This is a genomic window from Aliidiomarina sp., assembly GCF_022565475.1.
Classification (GTDB): domain Bacteria; phylum Pseudomonadota; class Gammaproteobacteria; order Enterobacterales; family Alteromonadaceae; genus Aliidiomarina.
Genome location: NZ_JAIUMR010000006.1, coordinates 16,206 through 41,624 on the forward strand (window position 1 = coordinate 16,206; position 25,419 = coordinate 41,624).

At 50.2% G+C, this 25,419-nt stretch carries 23 protein-coding genes and 1 tRNA gene; 6 read left to right on the forward strand and 18 right to left on the reverse strand.

The genetic code is table 11. The features are described 5' to 3' along the window. Positions 1 to 52: 52 nt before the first annotated feature. The 4 genes from LAT77_RS06560 to LAT77_RS06575 form a co-directional block, all read right to left on the reverse strand. Positions 53 to 574, reverse strand: coding sequence for a hypothetical protein (locus tag LAT77_RS06560; protein WP_290563764.1), 522 nt, complete (start codon positions 572 to 574; stop codon positions 53 to 55). Positions 575 to 619: 45 nt separating this feature from the next. Further along, on the reverse strand, positions 620 to 1,030 hold the full coding sequence (locus LAT77_RS06565) for a hypothetical protein (protein WP_290563765.1): 411 nt from the start codon (positions 1,028 to 1,030) through the stop codon (positions 620 to 622). A 222-nt stretch (positions 1,031 to 1,252) separates the two neighbouring features. Further along, the gene (locus LAT77_RS06570) at positions 1,253 to 1,759 is read right to left on the reverse strand and encodes a hypothetical protein (RefSeq protein WP_290563766.1); all 507 of its coding nucleotides are present in this window, start codon (positions 1,757 to 1,759) and stop codon (positions 1,253 to 1,255) included. 442 nt (positions 1,760 to 2,201) lie between these two features. Next, a tRNA-Arg gene (locus LAT77_RS06575) sits at positions 2,202 to 2,278 on the reverse strand. Positions 2,279 to 2,559: 281 nt separating this feature from the next. Here LAT77_RS06575 and LAT77_RS06580 point away from each other — a divergent pair. Beyond that, the gene (locus LAT77_RS06580; RefSeq protein ID WP_290563767.1) at positions 2,560 to 3,234 is read left to right on the forward strand and encodes a hypothetical protein; all 675 of its coding nucleotides are present in this window, start codon (positions 2,560 to 2,562) and stop codon (positions 3,232 to 3,234) included. Here the strand turns inward: LAT77_RS06580 and LAT77_RS06585 are convergent. From LAT77_RS06585 to LAT77_RS06620, 8 genes are all read right to left on the reverse strand, one after another. Continuing rightward, positions 3,231 to 3,557 carry a Na+/H+ antiporter subunit G gene (locus LAT77_RS06585; protein WP_290563768.1) on the reverse strand — a complete coding sequence of 109 codons (327 nt, stop codon included), beginning with the start codon at positions 3,555 to 3,557 and terminating at the stop codon, positions 3,231 to 3,233. The genes LAT77_RS06580 and LAT77_RS06585 overlap by 4 nt on opposite strands. 7 nt (positions 3,558 to 3,564) lie before the next feature. Next, positions 3,565 to 3,834 carry a K+/H+ antiporter subunit F gene (locus tag LAT77_RS06590; RefSeq protein ID WP_290563769.1) on the reverse strand — a complete coding sequence of 90 codons (270 nt, stop codon included), beginning with the start codon at positions 3,832 to 3,834 and terminating at the stop codon, positions 3,565 to 3,567. Then, positions 3,828 to 4,337: a Na+/H+ antiporter subunit E gene (locus LAT77_RS06595; protein ID WP_290563770.1), complete on the reverse strand. Its 510-nt coding sequence runs from the start codon at positions 4,335 to 4,337 to the stop codon at positions 3,828 to 3,830. The genes LAT77_RS06590 and LAT77_RS06595 overlap by 7 nt, the downstream gene beginning before the upstream one ends. Then, on the reverse strand, positions 4,324 to 5,844 hold the full coding sequence (locus tag LAT77_RS06600) for a monovalent cation/H+ antiporter subunit D (RefSeq protein ID WP_290563771.1): 1,521 nt from the start codon (positions 5,842 to 5,844) through the stop codon (positions 4,324 to 4,326). The genes LAT77_RS06595 and LAT77_RS06600 overlap by 14 nt, the downstream gene beginning before the upstream one ends. Positions 5,845 to 5,846: 2 nt before the next feature. Continuing rightward, positions 5,847 to 6,185: a Na+/H+ antiporter subunit C gene (locus LAT77_RS06605; protein WP_290563772.1), complete on the reverse strand. Its 339-nt coding sequence runs from the start codon at positions 6,183 to 6,185 to the stop codon at positions 5,847 to 5,849. Continuing rightward, positions 6,185 to 9,013 (reverse strand): monovalent cation/H+ antiporter subunit A, encoded by a 2,829-nt coding sequence (locus LAT77_RS06610; protein ID WP_290563773.1) that lies wholly within the window; start codon positions 9,011 to 9,013, stop codon positions 6,185 to 6,187. The genes LAT77_RS06605 and LAT77_RS06610 overlap by 1 nt, the downstream gene beginning before the upstream one ends. A gap of 142 nt (positions 9,014 to 9,155) precedes the next feature. Then, entirely contained in the window at positions 9,156 to 10,526 is a 1,371-nt protein-coding gene (gene mgtE / locus LAT77_RS06615) for a magnesium transporter (protein WP_290563774.1), read from the reverse strand. 25 nt (positions 10,527 to 10,551) lie between these two features. After that, a complete protein-coding gene (locus LAT77_RS06620; protein WP_290563775.1) occupies positions 10,552 to 11,220 on the reverse strand; it encodes a hypothetical protein in 669 nt (222 codons plus the stop codon). A gap of 592 nt (positions 11,221 to 11,812) precedes the next feature. Here LAT77_RS06620 and LAT77_RS06625 point away from each other — a divergent pair. Then, positions 11,813 to 14,470, forward strand: a complete 2,658-nt coding sequence (locus tag LAT77_RS06625; RefSeq protein ID WP_290563776.1) for an EAL domain-containing protein — start codon at positions 11,813 to 11,815, stop codon at positions 14,468 to 14,470. A 110-nt stretch (positions 14,471 to 14,580) separates the two neighbouring features. Continuing rightward, the gene (locus tag LAT77_RS06630; protein WP_290563777.1) at positions 14,581 to 16,134 is read left to right on the forward strand and encodes a M17 family metallopeptidase; all 1,554 of its coding nucleotides are present in this window, start codon (positions 14,581 to 14,583) and stop codon (positions 16,132 to 16,134) included. 98 nt (positions 16,135 to 16,232) lie between these two features. Here the strand turns inward: LAT77_RS06630 and LAT77_RS06635 are convergent, their stop codons facing one another. After that, entirely contained in the window at positions 16,233 to 16,679 is a 447-nt protein-coding gene (locus LAT77_RS06635) for an Hsp20 family protein (protein WP_290563778.1), read from the reverse strand. A 191-nt stretch (positions 16,680 to 16,870) separates the two neighbouring features. Between LAT77_RS06635 and LAT77_RS06640 the strand changes: the two genes are divergently transcribed. The 3 genes from LAT77_RS06640 to LAT77_RS06650 are packed head-to-tail and all read left to right on the forward strand — an operon-like array spanning position 16,871 to position 20,050. Beyond that, a complete protein-coding gene (locus LAT77_RS06640) occupies positions 16,871 to 17,290 on the forward strand; it encodes an OsmC family protein (RefSeq protein ID WP_290563779.1) in 420 nt (139 codons plus the stop codon). An 11-nt stretch (positions 17,291 to 17,301) separates the two neighbouring features. Next, positions 17,302 to 17,964 (forward strand): dienelactone hydrolase family protein, encoded by a 663-nt coding sequence (locus tag LAT77_RS06645; protein ID WP_290563780.1) that lies wholly within the window; start codon positions 17,302 to 17,304, stop codon positions 17,962 to 17,964. Positions 17,965 to 17,992: 28 nt separating this feature from the next. Next, complete coding sequence (locus LAT77_RS06650; protein WP_290563781.1) at positions 17,993 to 20,050, forward strand: S9 family peptidase; 2,058 nt, start codon at positions 17,993 to 17,995, stop codon at positions 20,048 to 20,050. Here LAT77_RS06650 and LAT77_RS06655 read toward each other — a convergent pair. The 5 genes from LAT77_RS06655 to glpK are packed head-to-tail and all read right to left on the reverse strand — an operon-like array spanning position 20,029 to position 25,416. After that, positions 20,029 to 21,261: a phosphopentomutase gene (locus LAT77_RS06655; protein ID WP_290563782.1), complete on the reverse strand. Its 1,233-nt coding sequence runs from the start codon at positions 21,259 to 21,261 to the stop codon at positions 20,029 to 20,031. The genes LAT77_RS06650 and LAT77_RS06655 overlap by 22 nt on opposite strands. Positions 21,262 to 21,285: 24 nt before the next feature. Beyond that, positions 21,286 to 22,620, reverse strand: coding sequence for a thymidine phosphorylase (deoA, locus tag LAT77_RS06660; RefSeq protein WP_290563783.1), 1,335 nt, complete (start codon positions 22,618 to 22,620; stop codon positions 21,286 to 21,288). Position 22,621: 1 nt separating this feature from the next. Then, on the reverse strand, positions 22,622 to 23,458 hold the full coding sequence (gene deoC / locus LAT77_RS06665; RefSeq protein WP_290563784.1) for a deoxyribose-phosphate aldolase: 837 nt from the start codon (positions 23,456 to 23,458) through the stop codon (positions 22,622 to 22,624). Positions 23,459 to 23,467: 9 nt separating this feature from the next. Continuing rightward, positions 23,468 to 23,899, reverse strand: coding sequence for a cytidine deaminase (gene cdd / locus LAT77_RS06670; RefSeq protein WP_290563785.1), 432 nt, complete (start codon positions 23,897 to 23,899; stop codon positions 23,468 to 23,470). Between the two features lie 38 nt (positions 23,900 to 23,937). Continuing rightward, positions 23,938 to 25,416: a glycerol kinase GlpK gene (gene glpK / locus LAT77_RS06675; RefSeq protein ID WP_290563786.1), complete on the reverse strand. Its 1,479-nt coding sequence runs from the start codon at positions 25,414 to 25,416 to the stop codon at positions 23,938 to 23,940. Positions 25,417 to 25,419: the final 3 nt, after the last annotated feature.

The window sequence follows — 25,419 nt, forward strand, 5'->3', positions numbered from 1 at the left end:
ATCTATTGATCTCGACTGTTTAACTCGGCTCGCGAATCAACTTGGTTTAATCCTAACTTGGAAGCTCAGGCCAACCAGATTGTGCATCAAAATCACTCCTAGCTCTGAGCTCAAATATTAAATTCTTTGCAATTTCAAAATCCCGGGTGCTCTGATGTTGACGCCCTTGTGCGTCAGTATATTCAGCCTCACTCAAAGGCGTACCGTACTTTCCAGCCCAAATAGTGTAAATACTTAGGCGTTGTAACAATTCTTTTTCCGTTTGATTTGTCTCTAAGCTAATTAATTTAGCAAGATCGGACAAATTATGATTTTTGCATCCGGGGAACGATTTCTTGGTGTCAATTCTTGCCCCACCGACAATAAGTTTCCCCTGCGATGCAACGACGCCTTTAAAAGCATTTTCAAGAGCGATGCCAAGAAGAAACATTGAACCTTTATGACACCCAACCGACGTCTCCATTTCTGAATATCGTGACGACATAGTACAAAATAACACTTCGGCTGCAGCCAACATTTGATTTGCTTGCGTAAACCAAAACTCTGCGTTTATGGTTTTAGCTCTAAAGTCCATTAGTTAATCCTGCCAAGGTAACGCCTACGTTGCACCTGACGGTTGTTAGGTTGCTGCTGCACGGTTCTTAGCCTCCTTTCTCTGCTCTGGCGTCAACGGCTCGACGCTCCCCAAATATACAAACTGATTGTCGGCAACCCAAGATGATCCGCATGCACCATCGGGAATTAATCCGTACCAAAAGTGAGCAGTAAACCATGAAACGTGCTCGCTGGATTGATACCCGTTTATTTGTTCTGGGCGACCTCCCTCCAGCCAAGCGCGCAGATCTGATTGACCGATAAATCCATCACGATTTTCCTTTGGAAGAATCAACACATCTTCGTTTACCGAAAAGGTAATTCGCAGGGCCGTCTGGAAGTGGGGCCTATCGAAAAGCTGTACGACATCGGATGGCACAGCATGCCCCGCATCCACCAAACGGCAATCGAAGCTCTTCGCATAGTATTTGTACACGTTACGCTGGCCGTCTTCCTTGTAAGGGCCTTTGCCGTGAGCCCTTACGAGGTCAGATTTCTTAAATTTGTGTTTTGCGCTATCCGCCGGAGAACCACAAATCTAGCATTGAAATTCACTTTCAGGCATTGATACGCTCTCTCTCCGCAACCTGACGCAAAGCTCACCTGCCGCTATGAAGCACAGTGTAATAGCTGTCAGGTGCAGCGGCTTGTTGGGCACTCACTGGGCCCAGGCCGAAGAATCTAGGTCGTCCGCGTATGTGGATAAAATTGCCAGCCCCGGTTCGTTCTGCATTTTTATAGATAATTCATATCCTTTTACTGCCTTAAAAACCTCACAAAGTATCTCCCGGTTAATCTCTCGCAAACTGCGTGGCTGGATAACCGTTAGGTTACCTGTCTCTGGGTAGGCAAATATGCGTGGCTTGTAATTAGCACCGAGTACTGACAGCCGAAAAGTCCGACTGCCGGTATCCGTTATGCCTAGTTCTTTGGCTTTCTCATACAAGGCCGTTAAATCATGGCCAAGCCGACGAAGCTCTTTTTTGGTTACGGAATTGTTTACCAAGTAGGCCTTCAGCGCCAATTCCGTACTCATGCCCAATAGGTGATTCAGAACGTGAAGAGCATTCGGATATTTTTCATTTACCGCATCGGCCGATGCTGCGTACATACGAGCACCATCAATAAGGGTTCCTGCAAATTCTGATTCTTTCGAAATGCTCATAATCCTTATGCCTAACATTGTATTACTAAGCACGCCGCGTATCTCCGATAAACCGGCATGCACGTTAACAATCTAAAATGGGGAGTTTACGAAAGGTGATTCCATGAGTAAAAACCAAGGCTGGCTTCCGAAAATCGCGATCATCCAACTCCCTGACTACGCATTTATCTATTACCCGACATTACAAGATCATATAGGTTTGAGCAAATGTTGACCATCGATGCATGACGCCAAGCGAGAGGGTGGGCAAAGGTCAAAAACCCCGACTTGAAAAAACCAAGAAAAAATTCTTGTCACGGATTTGTCACGTATGTGTCACAGGACCATTTTCCGGATATGTGGGCGATTTCGGGCAAAGGTCAACAGTGATTTGAAGATGACTTCAACCCATGAAAAGAAAAACAATAGAATTTGAAGAGGGAGATGCGCTGAAAGCCTTTGATGGCGCGCCCGAGAGGATTCGAACCTCTGACCTCTGCCTCCGGAGGGCAGCGCTCTATCCAGCTGAGCTACGGGCGCATATTTCAAATTTTGACTTCAACTCTAAACACCATTTCGCCGTCCGACTTTTACCTCCGGAGGGCAGCGCTCTATCCAGCTGAGCTACGGGCGCAAATTTTGTGCTTGAAATGCAGGCGGGGATTGTAGGGAATTTGCGCTTTAATGTCTAGTGGAAATCAGCGCTACATCGTGAACGCTAAGTTAGTTGCGTGCTTTATGACCAGTGTTGATTTGAATATCAACAACGGAACTGGTTATTATTTATTCACTTGCTGACGCGCTACTCATGAGGCCATTCTATGCAACCGAAACATCTGGCTTGGATCGTTTTTATTATTCCAATTATTGCCGTGCACGGTGCTTATTTTATTGGCCTCTATCAAGGGGTTGCGCATGTGTGCATTCCTTACTTAGAAGGCTGCACCACCATTAGTCGGGCGGCGCGTATGGGTGACGCGATTTTCTTGTTTCGTGGACTGATGATGCCCTTAGCGATGCTGTTGGTGCTCTTTTGGTACTTGCAGAGCAATTGGTTGCAGCAGCTGACAGGCCGCAGCCACAAGGTTATTTTCTTAATTGGAACCATTGGTGCGTTGTTTCTCATTCTTTATGTGAACTACCTCGGCACCGGCGGTGACTTTAATCGCTTTATGCGCCGTCATGGGGTCATCATTTATTTTGCTGGTACTGTGCTGGCGCAGATGTTGTCAATTAATGCGCTGCACAAGTGCGGTGGCGAAGCAGTCAGTAAGCTACGCAAACTTATGCAAGTTCAACTGTCATTTATTGTGGTGTGTTGGCTCTTGGCGATGATCAGTTTGGCGATTAACACCAGTGGTGTGATTTGGGCGTCGCAGGGTGAAAACATCATCGAGTGGTTCTTTGCCCTGTTCATGTCGCTTTATTTTGCCGTCGCTGCGCGGATGTGGGAGCAGACGCGCTACACCTGGCAATTTAGTTTGCAAAAAAACTAGTCGAACGGCTTATTTTGCGTGTTTTCGCTGCATTTCACGCGTCGGTGCAAAGCAGCTTTGGCGATCATATTTGCGCTAACCGGTGCGGTCACAAACAAGAAGGCGGTGATTAACGCTTCTTGCATACTCACGCCTTCGGTAAAGAAAGTGAAATACAAGAACGAGCCAAATAAAGTCGCGCCCACGCCAAGTGTGCTGGCCTTGGCTGGGCCATGTAAGCGGGTGTAGATGTCCGGTAGGCGAGCAAGGCCAATCGTGCCGATGAGCGCAATTAAGGCGCCAATCACCAAAAACAAACTAATGACTGCTTCTAAGATCACCATAATCCATTTACTCGATTAAATCGCCGCGCATTAAATAGCGCGTTAAAGCGACGGTGCTGACAAAACCCATTAAGGCAATAAGTAAGGCTGCTTCAAACAGAATATTACTGCCCATGCGAATACCGGTAAGGACGATGACAGCGATGAGGTTGACTGCCATGGTGTCGAGGGCAAGTATGCGGTCGACCACGTCGGGGCCAACAATGAGTCGATATAGGGTGAATAAGATCGCGATGGAGAATAGCGCCAGCGCGATGGTCACGGCGTAATCTAGCATTCGAAGATCTCCTTTAATGGCTGTTCGTAACGCTCGAAAATGTCGTTGCGCAATTGCTTTTCGTCTTCAAGGTGTAAGACATGAATCAGTAAATGCTTTTTGTCTTTACTGATATGCGCCGATACGGTGCCCGGGGTAAGGGAAATCGTACTGGCCAAAATGGTAATGGCAAAGTCATGTTGAACAGTCAGTGGGTAGTCGATAAACGCTGGCTGTAAGCCTTTGGCGCCGCGCAGAATGCGAATTGCCACGGCAACATTGGAGCGGGCAATATCGACCGCTAAGCGCCAAGCATAGCGAACCACCAACGTTGGATGATGCACACTGGACTGTTCGAGCCAAAATTGCTGTGAGCTAAACGGAATGACCCAGGCTAAACCAAGACCGAGCACAATGTGCGCAAATGCTAGGCTTTCGTTCATGAGCAACCAAAGCACCAACAAGAAAATACTAAAACGTGGGTGTGGAAGCAGTTTTTTCGGATGACGTTTAGTGGTTTGCATTAGCAAGGCCTCCTAACACAGCTTCAATGTAGCGTTCCGGTGCCAGTAGTTGCGCAGCGGTGCTTTGCGTAAATTCCATGATGGGTTGCGCAAACACACTCAGCAGTATGCTGCCGAACAGCATGGTCATGACAATCCCGGTGGCTAATAGCGGTGCCCGCACGGTTGTGGCAGGTTGTTTGTTTTGCCGCCACAATAACGCACTACCGCCGCGACTTAAGGCAATTATGATAATCAGGCTCGACACCAGCAAGATTGGCCAGAATAGGGCATACGCCCAAGGCGCGGTGGTACTTTGTAAAATCCAGAACTTACTAATAAACCCAGAAAGTGGCGGTAAGCCAGCAAAGGCAACCGCAGCTAGGAAAAACAAACCACCGAGTAACGTGCGATCTTGGCTGCGCGGGCCGGTAACAAAGTAGTCGCGTGGCCCAGGGCGGTAGTGGTGAAAAATATCCGCCAAAAGAAAGAATACCGCGGTGAGTAGTGTCGTGTGCAGTAAGTAGAATAAGGCTGCCGCTAAGCTTGGTTGTGAGTGCTGAGCGACGCTCGCTAACAGAGTCCCAACAGAAACAATCACCATCCAAGCGGTTAGGCCTCGTAAGCTCCAAGCGCCGAGTGCGCCAACGGCGCCAAACGCTAGTGTTGCCAGCGCAAGCGGCCAAAGCGATTGGAATATTTGCTCATTCAGTCCTGTATCGTTTTGAAAAACCAAATAAAACACGCGAATAATGGCGTAAATGCCTATTTTGGTCATGATTGCGAATAGCGCAGCTATCGGTGCGGCGGCAGCTGCATACGCGCGTGGCAACCAGAACAACAACGGCAGCATGGCCGCTTTGATACCAAACACGATGAGCAATAACGCGCCCGCAGCGTGGATAAATGGTAATTCACTCGCTGGCAAGGCCTTAATGCGTAATGCCATGTCGGCCATGTTTAGGGTGCCGGTAATACCGTACAGTACGCCTAAAGCAATGAGGAATAACGCCGAACCGACCAAGTTGATAATAACGTAGCGCAGGCCTGCACGGCTGCGAGCACGACCACCGCCATGTAACAACAGAGCGTATGACGCAATAAGTAGTATTTCAAAAAAGACGAATAGGTTGAACATGTCACCGGTCAGAACAGCGCCATTCAAGCCGAGCAACTGAAACTGAATTAGTGCATGAAAGTGCGCCCCAGCTTGGTCGTGCGTCTTCTTGTGGCCGGTAGTGGCGTAGGCAATGCAGAATACGCTTAGGGTTGCGATCAGCACCAACATGAGTGCGCTGAGTTGGTCTAATACTAAAACGATACCAAACGGTGCTTGCCAGTTTCCAAGCTGATAAATACTGTAGTCACCACTCATCGCATGTTGGAGCAGGATAATCGCGACGACAACTTGCGCACCGGCAGAGAGTAAACTGAGCCCGCGTTGATCTTTGATGTTCAGCGCATGTAACACGGTGAGCATGGCACCGAAGAATAATGGGATGAGAATCGGTAAAATCATGAGGTGCATGGTTAAATCGGCTCCTCATTTTTATCGACGCCATCGACGTGATCATTTTTCAGCTCTAGCACGGAGCGCAGAGCTAAGACGACAACGAATGCGGTCATGGCAAAGCCAATAACAATTGCAGTCAGTACCAGCGCTTGTGGCAGTGGGTCGGCGTGTTGTGCCGCTTCGCCGATCACTGCGGGCGCATTGGTATGCAGGCGCCCCATACTAAACAAAAACAAATTCACCGCATGCGATAGCAAGGTTAGGCCGAGCACGACCGAAAATGTGCGTGCACGTAAAATTAAAAAGACACCACTTGCGGTTAAAACACCTAAAAGAATGGCGACTAAAGCTTCCATTAGCCAATCTCCTTGCCAGGGCCGTGAATGGTCATAAGACGACCCATATTGGCCAGAATTAATAGGGTGGCACCGACAACGGTGACATACACGCCTAAATCGAACAGTAACGCGGTGGCAAGTTCAAATTCACCAATAAACGGTAATTCAAAATGCCCAAACCATGAGGTTAGGAATGGTTTGCCGAATATGAGGCTGCCGACGCCTGTGGTGCCGGCTATTAATAAACCAGCGCCAACGAGTGGGCGGAACTGAGTCAACATGCGCACATGCGCCCAGCGAATGCCGCAGGCGACATACTGTAAGCTAAGGGCTGCGGCGGTAATTAGCCCAGCAATAAAGCCACCGCCCGGGAGGTTATGGCCGCGCAGGAATATATAAGCCGATACCAGTAAAGCCATCGGTAAAATTGGCCGTGCGAGTACCCGCAAAAACAACGGGTGGGACTCGGCAAAGCCATTCCAGTACTCATTCTGTTGATGGTTCGGCCGGTCTTTTAAGCGCAAGTTTCGGGTCAAGGCGAACACGGCGAGGGCTGCAATGGCCAGAACCGTGATTTCGCCAAGGGTGTCAAAGCCACGAAAATCGACCAAAATCACATTGACCACGTTGGTACCGCCACCGCCGGATACGCTGTTGGCAAGGAAGTAATCAGAAATCGACGACTGCGGTCGCGTCATAACCGCAAAACTCAGCAACGCCACGCCAATGCCGGCGATACTGGCGATGACCACGTCACGAGACCAGCGCAAACGACTGGATTCATGCGGTGAGGTTTGTGGCAAAAATGAGAGTGCCAACATCATGATCATGATGGCCATGACTTCAACGGAAAACTGAGTCAGCGCGAGGTCAGGCGCGGAAAAGCGCGCAAAACCAATGGTAATGAACAAGCCGGTCGCACCGGTAAACAGTAGCGCTGTAATTCGTTGATGGTGCAATACGCTGACCGCTAATGCCATTGCCGCAAGCAGGACAATGCCACCGGCAGTCATGGCGTCGATGGGCATGAGTTCACGTTCCCCTTGCCAGATCTCTAAGCCAATTAACGGCCAACCGGTGAACACCAAAGCGGTCACCAGTAAATATAAAACGTAGCGTTGCAACGAACCATTTTCGACCATGTGCACGGCATCTTGTGACCAGCCAATCAGCTTTTGCATGAGCTTTTCAAAATGATCTTTGGCATTTAAGTTCGGCAGCTTTGCATGCCACGCGAACAATGTTTTTCGTGCGCTATACATAGCGAGACCGCCGAGGAAGGTCACGGCCGAAATCAGAGACAACCACGGATGGTCTTGAATCACCGAAAGGTCATAGCTGACGATATGTGGCGCACTTGTGGCGGGAATTAATAAGTCGGAACTGACATTCGCTGCATTTGCTGCGGCGGCAATGAGTCCATGCAACATAAGCTCTGGCCAGAGGCCAAGAATGACGCAGGCAGCAGCGAAAAAGACGAGTGGTGCATAAGTCCAACTGCTAGGTTTTTTCGGTGGCCAATTCGGCAAATCGACCGGTTTACCATTGAAGAAGGTATTGTGGAACAACCGCAAGGCATAACCGACCGAGAAAGCGGCGCCAAGAATCGCCAAAATTGGAATAAGTGTCGCAATCATGCCTGAGTGCGGGCCATTGAGGCTTTCAACAATGAACAGTTTCTTGCTGAAGTAGCCGTTTAAATAGGGCAGTCCAGCCATTGCAGCGGTTGGAATAAAGCTCAATAGCATCAGGAGTGGAAAGTGCTTGGCCATGCCATTCACTTGCCGCAGATCACGAGTGCCCGCGGCCTTGTCGACGACGCCAGCCATCATAAACAACGGTGCTTTGAAGAGTGCATGGTTAACTAAATGGAAGAGGGCGACGGTTAAAGCACCGTGGGTACCGAAGCCAATGAGCAGTGTAATAAGCCCCAAATGGCTAATGGTTGAATAAGCCAGCAAGCCTTTCATGTCGTGCATGAAAATGGCAACAAACGAGCCGACTAACAAAGTCACCACGCCAATTCCGGCCACCCAATAAAACCAAGATTCGTGGCCACTAAATACAGGGAACAAACGGATCAACAAGAAAATACCTGCTTTCACCATGGTAGCGGAATGAAGGTAGGCAGAAACTGGCGTCGGCGCCGACATCGCATGGGGTAACCACAAATGAAAAGGGAACTGCGCAGATTTAGTGAATGCACCGAGTAAGATCAGGCCAAGAATCCACGGGAATCGGCTATCATTTTGAATGAGTTCACGCGCTGCGAGAATGTCGGTGAGTTGATAACTGCCGACAACTTGACCCATTAAAATAATACCGCCGAGCAGCGCTAAACCGCCGCCGCCAGTGATAAACAATGATAGCCGGGCTCCGCGCCGAGAAATTTGTTTATTGCCATAGAAACCGATGAGCAAGAACGAAATGAGGCTGGTGAGCTCCCAAAAAATGAGCATGAAGATCAAGTTCTCGGCGAGCACGATACCGAGCATTGCCGCCATAAAGGCAAGTATCAGGGTATAAAAGCGCGCGGCTTCAGGTTTACCGGCAAAATAGTGATGGGCATAGTACATGACCGTGACGCCAATACCGGTAATCAGCAATGCAAATAGCGCAGACAGTGCGTCAAGTCGCAAGGCGACGGTTAACCCAAGTTCAGGAACCCAGTCAAACTGATACAGTAAGACTTGGCCTTGCATGACGGTTGGAAGTAACTGTAATAGCAGAATAAACGCAATTAGAGGCGGTAGGCTAGCCAGTCCAACAGCCCAGCGGGGCGCGTGACGCAGCAAGAGCGGACCCGGCAAAAATAGCAGGGGCAAAAGTAGGATCAGCAGCAACATAAGCGATTATTTTTCTTTGCTAAAAGGGCGAGTTCACAGAAACCAATCGAACTGTAAGTGATCATGGCATAAAAGTGCTGATCTAGCTCAATTTTTCTGTTGAAACTCGCCCTTTATTACTTATTTGCTTTGTGGTCTTACCCTAAATGGGTAGATAACCGATATCCGGCATCCCGAGTAGCTTCACTGCAATGTAGAAGTATAGCAGTACCCCAACAAAGTCGGCGATCGATGTAATTAACGGTGCACTTGCGGTCGCCGGGTCGAGTTTTAACTTGCTCAGCAAGAACGGTAGTGACATGCCGATCATACTACCAGCGAGGACGACGGCGACCATAGAAATAGACACCACCATGGCTATTTCGACGCCTCCGCGGTAGACGCCCAGTCCGAATACTGCAACCGACATGGCGATCCCGAGCAATAGAGCAACCCAGAATTCTTTACCGAGGGTTTTAAACCAGTCCTTCATATGTAGGTCGCCGGTGGCTAATGCACGCACCATCAGTGTTGCGGCCTGCGAACCGGCATTACCGCCACTATCGACAAGTAATGGCAAGAAGAATACGAGTGCCACATAGGTAATAATGGTGTCCTCGTAGTACTCAAGCACCTCGCCCGAGAACATGTTGGCAAACACCAATATAAGTAGCCATGGCGCCCGTTTCATAAACATGGTCCAGGTGCTTACTTCGCGCAGAGACACGTCTTTTAATGCGAGCGTACCCCCGCCTTTATGGAAGTCTTCGGTGCTTTCTTCGACATCGACGTCCATGGCGTCATCGACGGTGACAATACCGATAAACCGATCACCACCATTGATGACCGGCAACGCCAGTAGATCATACCGACGAATCATATCAGCGGCGGCTTGTTGCGGCTCAAGGGCATTGACCGTGAGCAGTTCGGTGTTCATGATTTCAGCAACCGCAGCATCATCATCGCTCGTCATCAAATCGCGCAGTGACAAGGTACCAAGCAAGGTTTGTTTGCCGTCAACGACGTAAAGTTGGTAAATGGTTTCCATACCTTCTGCATGTGACCGAACATAGCGCAAAGCTTCAGCAACGGTCATGTGCGCACGAAGGGCAACGTAAGCTGAGGTGGCTAAGGCACCGACAGTCCCTTCTTCATATGCCGCTAAACGCAGAATGTCTTCTTGCTCTTTTTTCGCAAGTTTTGGCAGGATAGCCTTCTGTTTCTCGTCGGAAAGGCGATTATAAATGTCGACCCGTTCGTCATGCGCCATTTCGGCCAACAGCCGAGCGCTATCGTTTTTATCGAACAATGCTAACAAGGTGTCTTGCTGTGCCGGTGTGAAATATCCGAATAAGTCCGCCAGTTCACGATCTGGCAGCGCGACGAGCAACTGCTGCACCTCGTTGGCGTCCATCTGTTGTAATTCGTCAGCAATATCCGCTGCTTGTTGTTCGCGAATTAGTAATAACCAATCATTGGCATCGAACGCGGCTAGCTGCGCTTTAATTTTGGCGTGTAATTCTTCTCTGGTCATGGTGACTCTCCTCTAGCCCATTGCGTTAAAACGCAATGTTTAATCCAATAGTGTAGATGGTTTCGCGATTCTCACGGTCACGCGCAACACTGGTATCGAGTTCGACACGTCCGGTTGCATGACGCAGACCAACAGCAAGCGTTGGACGATCGTCACCGACAGCGGCGCCTTCAACAATCAAGGCGGTTTTTGCTGCAATTGCGAACGTTGTTGCTAAGCCGTAAGTGGCGTCCCAAGCACTGTCCTCATGTGTATAGGCAGTACCTAAATTCACGTGTAGCTCTATGGCACTGTTCAGAGCATGTGAATAAGGAACATTGATAAAGCCACCGGCAAACGTGTCGGCAACTTGATCGAATTCAATGCCACTTGAAATCGCTAAAGCAGACGATTGCCCCTCTGCCAACATTGTTTTTGCTTCAAAGCCGAGCGCAGCGACTTGGCTGTTCTGCCAGTCGTAAACGAAGGGGACAGACAGTTCCCAACCGCGCTGTGTCGTGCATGCGGGGACGGCAATGAGTGTCGTGTGTGAATCTACACGACTGACCCACGACTCCAGTTGGCAATGCCCCGGATCGGTAATTGCCGCGTCGTCGACGAGAAAGTGCCCACCATTTGCTAGCGCCGTCGGTGCTATCAGGACAAGCGCGGTTGCGCCGACCCAATTGAATGGATTTAGTTTGAATTTCTTCATCACAGCATTCCTTCATATGTGCTGGATGTCGGAATTATTCACTGATTAGAAAATCGATGACATGCGAGCGCTGAAAGAAGAGCGTGCAAACAGGCACAGGCAGAGCTGTGAAGACAAATCAACGATTAAATATAGGTCAGTGTTACGGTGGCTTTTGCACCGACACTGCCCTAGAGAAAGTTTACTTGATCAAGCGAGTGATCGAAGAAAATGACCGTGGGGCGAGAGCAGGATGCAAAAACAGACCGCGAGTATTCCGACTGTTTTTAGTTAAGCTACAACTCGGAGGTTCCGAATCTAAGCATCCGTAATTCATGTTTTTTCTCTCAAAAAATTTACTTACACACGTAAGCGGCGCGAATAATACACAGTTAGTCTAGTCGGGTCAAATGGCGGTGGTGAATTTCGAATTTGAGAATGTGCATTGCGGCTATTTTGAATAAGGATTAAAGTAAAGATTCACTTTTTCAAAATTAGGCTTCAATTTGTGAGTACAGGCCAGCAGCCGCATTCATCAGTTAGCACGAAGGAGGCGTCGCCGATTCTGCCTAATCAGTCAACGTTTGGCACGCGTTCGCTTCGCGGTGTAATTGTGTCGGTTAGCTGGTTGATTGTTGCTGTATTCATTATTACCGCGATTGCATTGTGGTTGCGCACGACCAACCAGCATGAGCGTGAACTTGCTCATTTATCTGAATTGCAAGCGCAAACCGTCATTTCACAACTCAGTATTATTGAGCGATTTTTAAAGACAATCGGTGAAGATGTCGCCACAATACCCGACGAAAACTTCGTAGAGATGGCAGCGGAAAGACTCCGTAAATCGACGCAATATCATTTGAATGTCGAAGGAATAGCGCTGATTGATCCACACGGGCGGTTTCTTGCAGCCGACTTCGACATTGACCAAGAGAATTATACGTTACCAGAAGAAAACCGAATTCTCGGTGATTACTTGGACATGATGAACGAACCACGTTTTCAAATCGGTCGTCCGTATTTTTTCGACCCATTGCAACGATGGGTCATTCCATTGCGGCAACCGGTATTCAATGCACGTGGACAATTGCTTGGTTCGGTTTCGGTTGCGTACCGTATTGACGACGGTTTCGCGTTGGCGACGCGAGACGATTTGCCTGCGGATACACAAATTGCATTAGTACGTTCTGATGGCTACCTAACTTATCTTTATCCGATAGACGACGAGTTCAATGATCCACAAACGGTTTACACGCAGCCGGTTTCAGCTGGGCTGCGCGCCTTACTTTCGCTGCCGACTGGGCTTTATAGTTACTTGCGACCGTCACCCAGTCATGATGGGTTAATGAGCTATTCTGCCTATATCGGCAAGCCCAACCCGTATGCGCAGACGATTGTGGTTTTACGTTCAAAGCGCGCGGTTGTTCAGGCGTGGCTGAGTAGCATGATATTGCCAACCTCACTCCTTTTATTTTGTGTTGTGGTCTTATTTTATGCGTATCGCAACGCTCAGCGAATTATCGACACCTCGGAACAAGAAATTGAAACTCGGCAGAAGGCGTTGATGAACTCACTGACGCGGTACTCGCAGTTAACAGCGATGATGCCGGCAGGGGTGTACCAAGTCTTGATTACCTTTGCAGGGCCTCGCCAATTTGTGTTTCTAAGTGAGCGCGCGCGCGGAATTTTCGCCTTACCCGCCAACTTGCCGGTCACGCAAGCCATGGAAAAAGTTGTCGGTATGATACACCCCGAGGACTTGAATCGCTTTATTGAGCTGGAAGAAAAGGCAGTTGCAAACAGTCAGCCGTTGCAATGGGAAGGGCGTTTTTTCGTTGAGGGTGAAGAGAAATGTATTGTCATTCATTCGCGCCCAGGGAGCACCGAAGAGAACGGTATCCTTTGGCATGGGGTCATGGTTGATGTGACCGAGCAGCGGCGTGCAACGCGGCAACTGGATGAATTGACCAATCTGGACACAGTGACATCGCTACCCAATCGTACTTTCCTGCATCAACGCGTCTATGAAGCGATAAACGAAGCTCGAAGAAGCCATTGCGTCGGTTTAGTTTTATCTGTCGATCTTGATAATTTTAAATTACTCAATGACAGTGTCGGTCAAATTGAAGGTGACTACGCGCTTTACTTGGCTGGTGAACGGTTAGCGCATGCGGTTGATGAACATGGTATTGCGGCGCGAATTCTTGCCGATGAATTTGTACTTCTCGTTGCCAATGCGGGCACGACAGAAAAAGGTGCTTTTGAGCTGGCGAACCGCATTGTTGAGCACATTCAAAGCGCGTTTGTCGAGCCATTGCAATTGCATCATGACCAATACCAAATGACAGTCAGTATTGGGGTGGCGACCTTGTCGGCTGTAACTCAGTCTGTCGAGCAAGTGCTCCAGCAGGCGGATCAAGCCATGTATGAAGCGAAAAGCCAAGGCCGTAACCTAGCGATATTTTTTGATGCCGAAATGGAGCAACGTTTACAAGCCCGCCTTGAATTACAGCGCGAATTACACCGAGCGATATTAGCTGAAGAGTTAGAGCTACATTATCAACCAAAAGTGAACATCAAGGGTGAAGTCGTGGGTGTCGAAGCATTAACCCGCTGGGTGCACCCGATTCGCGGAATGATTAGCCCGGTCGATTTTATTGCCATAGCCGAGCAAAGCGCGGATATATTAATTCTCGGTCGTTGGGTTCTGCGTTCGGCCTGTCAACAATTGGTTGAGTGGCAGAAAGACCCGGTGCGAAAGTCGTGGACAATGGCGGTAAACGTCAGTGTGAAACAGTTACGCGAAGCAAGCTTTGTGACCAGTGTGAAAGAAATTTTAGAGTCGACCGGTGCGCCAGCCAGTCAATTATTTATTGAGATCACCGAATCCATGCTGCTCGGTCAAGCCGAAACGGCAATTGGCAAAATGAGCCAGCTGAAACAGCTTGGTGTACGTTTTGCTCTAGATGATTTTGGGACCGGCTACTCGAATCTGAATTATCTTTATCGCTTACCGATTGATCAGCTCAAAATTGATCAATCATTTGTGATGAATATGGATAAGAACCAAACCCAGCAACAAATTATCACGAGCATTATTGCCTTAGGGCATGCACTCAAGCTCCAAGTCGTAGCTGAAGGTGTGGAAACCTTGGCGCAATCGCAGGCGCTGCATGACCATGGTTGCGACTTATTCCAAGGATTTTATTTTAGCCCCGCAGTGAGACCTTCAGCGCTTCGAACGTCATACAATCCCGCCGGAGAAATATAAGTAGTCGCTAAAACTTGCTGCTCTGTCGGCTTTTGCTTGTGTAATTGCGTTTATTTCGGCAGCCTTACTGCAATCCATTTTTCCTAAACGATGATAAAGAGGATCCATTCATGAAGCTAATGCGAGGCTTTGTGGCTGTTATGAGTATGGCGCTCGTGCCGTTTGTGGCCAGTGCTGATTACTTGAACACCACGTTTACTTTTTCAAATCAAACGACAACTGCTGACACACGCGTACTACTGTTGCCTCAGTTTGAAGGTGAAGTATCTGAACAAGGTTGGCCAACGGGTTTGTCAGCGGAAACGGTTCGTCATTTGAACCGTGCGATTCAAGCCGGCGACTTTAGCGGTAAAGAGAAGCAACAGCTCGAAGTGATTGCGCCTGCGGGTCTTGAAGAACTTCGACTACTGCTTGTCGGTGTAGGCGCGGCTGATAGCGTCACCCGCGCAACGGCAGAGGAAATTGGCGCGGCATTGTCGGTGTACTTCAATCGCGTCAAGTCTGAGCAAGTGCTCGTCGACACGCGCGCCATTGACGCTGCCGAGCACAATGCACGTATTACCGCAGCGGTCGCGCACGGTGTTGATTTACGTAATTATCGTTTTGACCGTTACAAGAGCAAACCTGCAGATCGCCCCGCACAAACCGTGCACTGGCAGGTCGTCAACAACTCAGACGCTCAACAACAATATGCTGCGAAGCGTGCATTGGCTGAAGGTGTATTTTTGGCGCGTGAGTTAACTAATTTACCTGGTTCTGACGGTTATCCTGCTCGTTTCGCTGAAATTGCGCGTCAGCAGCTTGAACCGCTCGGTGTGGAGGTGACTATCCTCGGCCCAGAGCAAGTCAAAGAACTTGGTATGGGTTCGCTATATAGTGTGTCGCAAGGCAGTCAGCACAAAGCGCACCTGCTTGTTGCGCACTGGAAAGGTAGCGACGATCAGCCGATTGCATTTGTCGGTAAAGGAAATACGTTCGATACGGGTGGTTACAACCTGAAAACAGCGGCTGCTTCAATTCTGTTAATGCAGACCGACAAAGCCGGCGGTGCGGCAGTCGTTGGTGCGGTTAAAGCGCTCGCAGGTGAGCGTGCGCCAGTGAATGTGGTCGGGGTGGTTCCGTTGTCATTGAATATGATTTCAGGTGAAGCAACATTACCGGGTGATGTGGTGACGGCAGGCAACGGCACGACAATTGAAGTCGGCAACACCGACGCCGAAGGTCGATTAATTCTGGCCGATGGCATTTGGTATGCCCGTGAGTTCTTTAACCCACGAGCGATTGCTGATATTGCAACGCTAACCGGCGCTAAAGTTGGTGCGCTAGGTACGGCTTATTCAGCGATTTTTAGTGACCATGACGACATTGTTGCAACCCTGCGACAGGCTGGTGAAAACACGCAAGAACTGGTGTGGCAGTTGCCGTTAGGCCCGTATCCAAATATTGTGTCAAGTCGCATTGCGGACATGATCAACACGGGTTCTCCAGGCGCGCAAGCCGGCGCTATTTTCTTACAGCATTTCGCCGGTGACACGCCGTGGGTACATATCGACATGGCCGGTAATGCGTTAAATCAAAGCGCAAGCGGTATTCATCCAGAGGGCGCCACCGGTTATGGCGTTCGTTTACTAGCGGAGTGGGCAAAACTCTACTCGGCGCAATAGACGCTGCTCAATAAAAAAACCGGAGCTGGTGAAGCTCCGGTTTTTTATTATTTCAGGCTTAATCGGCACTGCTCTCACCCAGCGCCAACCGCCACTCATTACTTTTTATGTTCGAGCGCATCACTGCTTTTGATCGAGATGTTGCGCGCTTTCATGGCTTCTGGGATTTCTTTGACCAGATAAATATTCAATAAGCCATTTTTGAGCTCTGCATCGGTGACTTCCACGTGCTCAGCTAAGTTAAATTTGCGTTCGAAAGAGCGTGCAGCAATGCCTTGATACAAGTAATTGCGCTCTTTATCATCGGCTGCTTTTTTTCCGCGTACGGTCAGTACGCCGCGTTCAACCTGAATGTCTAATTCGTTGTCAGTGAAGCCAGCAACCGCAATGGTAATGGTGTAGCGATTTTCACTGGTGGCTTCGATATTGTACGGAGGGTATCCGCCCGTACCGGTGTCGCCGCGAAGGGCATTGTCGAGCATGGATGCTAAACGGTCGAATCCAACGCTGCTGCGATAAAGTGGTGTTAAATCAATAGTGTTCATAGTCGTGTATCCTCTTTTTGAGCGATGACAGTTAATTGACGTTATAGGGGAAGCGTTCTCTTTGAGACCCGCTGCCTACACTTTAGATGTATGCACTGAACGCAGCTTTTCAAGGGCTGAACTGAAAATTTTTGCAAGCATGGCGCTGCTCAGGTAGCTTGTTAGCAGTTTTTAGTCATTGGAGTAGGCTCATGAGCGCAGAAGTCAAAGAAGGTTGTGTCCGTGTTGAAGAGAAAATGGCGCCGTATACCAACCAAGTTACCACCCATCGTCACCGCTGGTTAGCTGATGAACCGGAGTCATTGGGCGGTGCAGACGAAGGTCCTGCCCCGTTTGAAATGGTGCTCGCCGGTTTGGGGGCATGCACCTCGATGACATTGCGAATGTATGCCAAGCGCAAAGAATGGCCGGTTGAAAAAATAACGGTGGATTTGCGGCATGTGCGCGGCGAAAAGGGCGCAGAGTCGTTTGAGCGACATATTCATATTGAAGGCGACTTAACCGATGAGCAGCGTCAACGTTTGCTAGAAATCGCCAATAAATGCCCCGTACATAAAACGTTATCGAATCCCGATTTAGAAATTCCAACCCAGCTCGTCGATAAAATATAAAAGAGGATGTCATGAGTTTGTTGCCTTGTGTAGAAGTAAATCCACAACAAAACGCCAACGCCGCAGTGATTTGGTTGCATGGCTTAGGTGCCGATGGTCACGACTTTGAGCCGATTGTTCCGCACATTCAGCTCGCTGCGGGTGTCCATGCGCGCTTTATTTTTCCTCATGCGCCAAAGATTCCGGTCACCATTAATGGCGGCATGACCATGCCTGCTTGGTATGACATTCTCGAAATGAGCATTGAACGTAGCGTTGATGAAACACAACTACGCGCCTCTGCCGCGCAGGCGATTGCTTTAATTGAACGAGAAATCGAACGTGGTATTCCTGCGAATCGCATTGTCCTCGCCGGCTTTTCCCAAGGTGGTGCGGTGGCCTATGAAGCGGCGTTAACCTATGACAAAACATTAGCTGGGGTGATGTGCCTATCGACTTATTTGGCGACACACGCATCCATTCAACCAACCGACGCGCAACAGCAAACGCCATTTTTGGTTCAGCATGGCAGTCAAGATCCCGTGGTTCCTGAAGTACTCGGTCAGCAAGCGAAGCAATGGCTCGAACAGCGCGGCTACGCGGTCACGTATCAAACCTACCCAATGGCCCATCAAGTTTGTCCGCCGCAGATTCAAGATATTAGTCAGTTTTTGCAGCGCGTTTTACCTGCATAAGTTTTAAAAATAACAAGAGGCAACAACCATGAAGCTGAGAACATTTGTCGCAACCCTACTCCTTACACTGCTTTGTCTTGCGCCCATATCTCAGGCGAATGAGCAAATGCGCGTGTTTACCGCAGAGGATATTTTTGCGTTGGAGTGGGCGAACGACGTGCAAGTCGCGCCCGACGGCAAGCACGTGGTGTATGTGCGCCACAGCAACGACATTATGACCGACAGCACCCGTCGCAGCTTGTGGCTGGTGGACGTAAAGAGCGGTCAACATTCGCCGCTTTTTGCCGATGAACACCAGTATAGTAGCCCGCGTTGGTCGCCCGATGGCAAGCGTCTGGCGTTTATTTCGAACCAATCCGGAGCGGCACAAATTCACGTCTATTGGTTCGAGCAAGACAAGTCCGCGCGAATCACCGATGTGCGCCGTGCGCCAAGCGATATCACGTGGTCACCGAATGGTAAGCACATTGCTTTCAGTCAGGAAGTGCTAGCACCAGCGACCGAATTTGCGCGCAGTGTCTATCGGCCGAAACGCCCCGAAGGTGCGCGTTGGTCGGAGCCAGCGATTGTGGTTGAGCGTGCCTATTATCAAGCCGACGGACGTGGTTTGCTCGACAGTGCGTATCGCCAGCTTTTTGTCGTCAGTAGTGAAGGTGGTGCCGAGCGGCAATTAACCTCTGGTGATTATAATCATGGTGGTACGTTAGCATGGACACCAGATAGTAGCGCGATTGTGTTCTCGGCCAACCGCCGCGATGATTGGGAGTTCCACAGCCTCGAAGCGAACCTTTATCAAGTAAATGTCGCGAACGCTGAGGTGAGCAGCTTGGTGGCTGAACCAGGTCGTCAGTCGCAGCCGGTGTTTTCTCCCGACGGTCGTTATCTCGCATTCCTGCATGCGTCGGGCGAAGCAGTGCCCTATCGCAATGCGAAGCTTCACGTGATGGACTGGCGTAGTGGCGACGTGAACGAATTACTCAGTGACTTCGACCGCTCGATTGAATCGCCGAGCTGGTTAAACAACAACACCGTTGTTTTCCAGTATGCCGATCAGGGCCAACTTAAAATCGCCCGAATTGCTGCCCGCGGTGGACGTTTAACCGACTTGGTCAGTGATGTTGCCACCGGCAGCAACGGTCGTCCTTACTTGGGCGGAATGTTCACCTCGTCAGGTAATGGCGTGGTTGCATTCACCCATGGCACTGCGCATCGTTTAGGCAACGTTGGTATTTGGCAGGGCGGCAACGAGCGTGTTTTGACTGCTTTGAACGAAAACTTATTAGGCCAGCGCAAACTCGGTGAAGTTCACGAGTTCCGCTACACCTCAAGTTACGATGAAACCGAAATCCATGGTTGGTACATTACGCCACCGGGCTTTGACCCTGAGCAGCAATACCCACTGCTGTTGGAAATTCACGGTGGTCCACACCTTGCCTATGGCCCTTACTTTGCAGCGGAACTGCAACGTTATGCTGCTGCCGGCTACGTCGTGTTTTACAACAACTACCGCGGCAGTACTTCGTATGGTAAAGACTTTGCGATGTTGCTCGATAACAACTACTCGTCGCCTTATGACTTTGCTGATCACATGTCGGGTATCGACGCACTGATCGCAAAAGGCTTTATTGATGCGTCGAATTTGTTTATCACCGGCGGTTCAGCGGGTGGGATTGCCACCGCGTATGCGATTGGTTTGACCGATCGGTTCAATGCGGCAGTGGCAACGAATCCGGTGATCAACTGGGTGTCTAAGGTATTAACAGCAGATAGTTATTTGTCGCAGATCCCGAACCAGTTTCCGGGGTTACCTTGGGATGAACATGAGCATTATTGGCAGCGCTCTCCGCTGTCGTTGGTGGGTAACGTGACAACGCCGACGTTATTATTTACCGGAGAAAATGACCGCCGCACGCCAATTTCGGACAGCGAACAATTCTATCAAGCCTTGCAGTTGCTCGGTGTCGACACGGCCATGGTGCGCGTGCCGGGTGCTTCCCATGGTGTCTCCAGCCGACCGTCGCGCATGATCATGAAGGTTGAGCATGCGCTGGCGTGGTTTGAGCGTTATAAGAAGCTCGAACCGTAGTCGGTTGCTGGCAGTCCTAGGTGCGTCGCGATACTTTGGCCAATATCCGCAAAGGTATCGCGGCGTCCAATAAACCCACCGGTCTCTGGTAGCGTTAAGTCGGGACCAAAACAGATCACGGGAATATACTCACGGGTGTGGTCAGTACCTTCCCACGTCGGATCGCAGCCATGATCAGCGGCGATAAAGACCCGATCTCCCGGTTGTAATGAAGCGATAAGTTCTGGCAACCGATTATCAAAAGCCTCAAGCGCACGTGCATAGCCAGCCACGTCGCGGCGATGGCCATATTCCATGTCAAAATCGACAAAGTTGGGGAAAATAAGGCTTCGTGCTGGCGCTGAGTGAATGGCCTGTAATGTCGCGTCAAAAATCGCGTCGTTGCCGCTGACTTTGATCTTCTGAGTAATGCCCTGATGGGCATAGATATCAGCAATTTTACCGATACTAATGACTTCGCCACCTGCTTCTGCGAGCTTATCAAGGACGGTTGGTGCAGGCGGTAGAACCGAGTAATCGCGACGGTTGCCCGTGCGTTTGAAGTTGTCTGGATGATCACCAAGGAACGGACGGGCAATGACACGACCGACGCGTAAACCATGTTGATCGAGCAGTTCACGCGCCATTTCACAAAGGGTTAATAGCTTTTCAAGCCCGAAACTCTCTTCGTGCGCGGCAATTTGCAAGACGCTGTCGGCCGAGGTGTACACAATCGGCTTCCCAGAGCGAATGTGTTCTTCACCGAGGCGAGCAATAATTTCAGTACCGGAAGCATGACAGTCACCCAAAATACCCGGCAAATCGCCTTTCTCAATCAATTCGGCAATAAAATCGGCGGGAAAACTTGGGACTTGGTCAGGAAAATAATGCCAGTCAAACAGCACAGGGACACCAGCGATTTCCCAATGGCCACTAGGTGTGTCTTTACCACGGCTGAGCTCTTGCGCATAACCATATAAAGCTTCTGCCGGGCCATTGAAATGAAAACCCGGAGGGCGCTCTCCAGTGCTTGCTTCGGCGAGCAAACCTAAACCGAGACGCTCAAGATTTGGTAGCTGCAAAGGTCCCTTGCGACCAATGTCAGCGTCACCACGCGCACACGCAGCAGCGATGTGGCCAAAGGTGTTGGCACCCACATCACCAAATTCAGCAGCGTCGGCGGAGGCGCCGACACCAAACGAATCTAACATCAGAATAATTGCACGTGCCATCTTTAGCTCCTCGGTTTTCTTGGGCTAGGCCTTCACTTGCTCAGGTGAGATTGTTTCATACACCACCGGATCAAGCTCGGGTAAGTTTTCGCTCAAGCCAATCGAAGATTTCAATTCAACGGCTGCAGCTGCGGCACTCACTTCGTCACGCGCATGAATAAATGCTAGTGGGCGCACACTATCAACATAGGTTCCAATTGGCTGAATATCCGTTAAGCCGACGGCATGATCGATCGCGTCAGCCGGATTACTACGCCCACCACCAAGCGTCACCACGACAAGGCCGAGTTCGCGCGTTGCGACTTCACTTACATAGCCTGGAGTGTCGGCATACACGGGCATGATAACCGGAGCTTTTGGCAGATAACCTTGCCAGTTGTCTAGGAAGTCGACGGGACCGCCGAGAGCATGCACCATTTTGCCGAAAATCTCGGCCGCTTTGCCGTTATCGAGTACTTGGTTAAGATTAAACTCAGCTTCGTCTTTGCTTGTCGCTAAGCCACTGAGTAGCAGCATTTGGCCAGCTAAGGTCATGGTGACTTCGTGTAAACGCGGATTGCGACGGACACCCGTGAGGTACTCGACCGCTTCACGCATCTCAGTCGCGTTACCTGCGGTGTCACCGAGCGCTTGATTCATATCGGTAATGGTCGCGGAGGTTTTAACACCAGCGCGATTGGCGACTGCAACGATGCTTTCTGCCAGTGCCCGTGAATCATCGAGACTGGTCATGAAGGCGCCATTCCCAGTCTTAACATCCATCGCAAGCGATTCGAGGCCAGCGGAGAGCTTTTTCGACAAAATAGATGCGGTGATTAATGGAATCGAGTCGACCGTCGCAGTCACATCGCGAATACTATAAAAGCGCTTGTCCGCAGGCGCTATCTCCGCAGTCTGACCAATAATGGCGACACCGATTTCTTTGACAATGCGCTGAAAGTCTTGCTGTGACGGCTGAATATTATAGCCCGGGATACTTTCGAATTTGTCCAAGGTACCACCGGTATGGCCTAAACCTCGCCCGGCAATCATGGGCACATAACCACCACAGGCGGCAACCATTGGGCCGAGCATAAGACTGACGGAGTCACTGACCCCACCGGTTGAGTGTTTGTCAACAATGGGACCTGGTAGGTCAAAACCGCCCCACGACACGACCTGTCCTGAGTTCATCATTTCTTCGGTCAAGGCGACGCGCTCGGGCATCGCCATACCATTAAAATAGACGGCCATGGCGAATGCACCAATTTGCTCATTGGTGACTTTGCCATTCGTTACGCCTTGAATAAAAAAGGCAATTTGTTCGCGTGTTAACGTTTTACCGTCGCGTTTTGCTTTGATAATTTCTTGCGGTAACATCTTAATACCCTCCTGCTGCAGTGGCTTCATCGTTCCCTTCGAGAATGGCAACGAGGTTATTGCGTACCGAACTAGCGCCTAAACGGAAGCGACTTGCAGCCAGTGCTGCGTCACCTAAAACACTGCGAACAGCGTTCATGTAAACAAGGGCGTCGTCCAAGGTACGAATACCACCGGCTGGTTTAAAGCCAATGTGGTGAAGCGCATGGGCTGCGGCTTTTTCATTTGTTTGTTGTTGCTCGTAAGCGGCAATTTCGCTGACCATCACGACAGCCGCTTCAGGCGTTGCGTTGACCGGTACTTTACCGGTTGAGGTCTTAATAAGATCAGCGCCGCCTTGAATAGCGATGCGGCCTGCGAGCGCGATACGTTCAGCGGTTTTTAATTCGCCAGTTTCGAGAATGACTTTAAGTTGTGCCCGACTGCCACACTCGGCTTTACAGGCTTGCACCAGCTGTAGAGCGGTGGTGTGGTCACCGTTGATGAAGGCTTTATAAGGCAACACCACATCCACTTCGTCAGCACCATAAGCGACTGCCGCACGGGTTTCTTTCACAGCGATATCGATGTCATCGCCGCCAAGGGGGAAGTTGGTGACCGTTGCTAGTCGAACGGCTTGTAAGTCTTGTTCATCGAGTAGTTTGCGTGCTAACGGAATAAAGCGTGGAAAGACACAAAGGGCAGCAACGTGAATACGCTCACCATCGGCATTGCGCCAGCTAGCGTTGTTGACCAAGGCTTCGATGTCACTCACCGTCTCTTGGTCGGTTAAACTGGTTAAGTCGAGTAATGAAAACGCCTGCGCTGCTTGTGCTTGGCGCGAACTCAAATCGGTCATGGAAATTCCTTAGCCTGCTTGCTTTGGAGCCAAATGCTCCGGCCCAAATGAATAAGGTAACAATTCGCTGATGGTTAACACTTTGCGAACGCCTTCGGGTCCACAAATATGAATGGTCGTATTCGGGTTGGAAAATTCGCGAATGCGCTGACGGCAACCACCGCAAGGTGACACGAGACCGTCACCATTACCGATGACATAGATTTCGGCAATGTCTCGATCACCTTGCATCACCATATTGGCAATGGCACCAGCTTCGGCACACGTCCCTTCCGGATACGACGCATTTTCGACATTACAGCCGGAGTACACCGCACCACTGGCGGTGCGAATCACAGCACCGACGGGAAAATTCGAGTACGGCGCGTAGGCTTGCTTTTGAGCTTCTTTAACCGCTGCGACCAGATCCTGCTCACTCATTTGCGGGGCGCTGTTTGGCATACCAACTCTCATTAATTTTTCAAAAAAGGGGAGTTATTCTACCTGACTTTTGCGACCGCTGCTAACCAACGTTGGTAGAGTTTATCACGGTCTTTGGAGGTAATTTCCGCGGTAAATGTCCCTTTTGAGCGGCAAAGTTGTTGTAGGTCATGAAGTTGTTCAAATAATCCGACGTGCAAGCCGGCCAAAAAGGCAGCACCGCGAGCGGTGATTTCAGCCGTATCGGCGCGTAGCACCCGATATCCCGTGATGTCCGCCAACGCTTGCATAAACCAACCGTTGTCGGTCATGCCGCCGTCAACTTTCAGCGTCTCGATGGCTTGACCATCTTCGATCATCGCTTGCAGTAAATCACGTGTTTGTAACGCCACGCTGCGCAATGCCGCAGCGGCTAGCTGTTTCTTGCCGGTATCGCGGGTCATGCCGAAAATAGCAGCACGCGCGTCTGGGTCCCAATAGGGCGCACCGAGACCGGTAAAGGCGGGGATCAACAATTCACTTTGATCGCAGGGAACACCTTCAGCAAGCCGTTCAGTTTCTGCGGCGGTTTGAATGATGCCAAGTTTATCGCGCAGCCACTGCACGATAGCGCCGGCCATAAAAATACTGCCTTCTAGTGCATAGGTCGGCTGGTCATCCAATTGATAACCTAACGTGGTGAGTAATCGGTGTTCCGATTTCACCAAGTGCTCACCGGTATTCACCAATGCAAAGCAGCCGGTGCCATAGGTACTTTTGATTTGACCAGGTTGCAAGCAGGCTTGTCCAACCAAGGCGCCTTGTTGATCGCCAATCATGGCGGTAATCGGGATCTCAACACCAAACCAGTTCGCGTCGGTGTAGCCGTAGTCGCTGGCATTGTCGCGAATTTCAGGGAGTAACGACTGCGGTACGCGAAACAATTCACAAAGCTCCAGGTCCCATTTGCGACTGCGTAAATCCATCAATTGTGTGCGGGACGCATTGGTTGCATCGGTGGCGTGAACCTGACCGTTGGTTAAACGCCAAAGTAAAAAACAGTCGATGGTGCCGAAGGCGAGTTCGCCGTTCTCGGCGCGGGCGCGGGAACCCGGAACATGGTCGAGAATCCAAGCGACTTTCGTGGCGGAAAAATAGGGGTCAAGGAGTAAACCCGTGCGTTCTTGAACCCATGCCTCGTGGCCGTCGTGTTGTAACTGGCGACAGGTTTCGGCGGTGCGCCGATCTTGCCAAACAATGGCGCGATAGATGGCTTTACCGGTTTTTCGATCCCAAACGATGGATGTTTCTCGTTGGTTGGTGATGCCAATCGCGGCGACATCTTGGGCTTGCACATTGGCATCCGCAAGTGCTTGGCGACAGGCTTTCAGAGTGGTTTGCCAGATTTCTTCGGGATCATGTTCGACGTAGCCGTTGACCGGGAAATATTGCTTGAATTCGAATTGGCCACGGCCGATTACCTGCAGGCGCGCGTTATACAGCATGGCACGACTGGACGTCGTGCCTTGATCGATGGCGAGAATGTACGATTTGCTCACTGG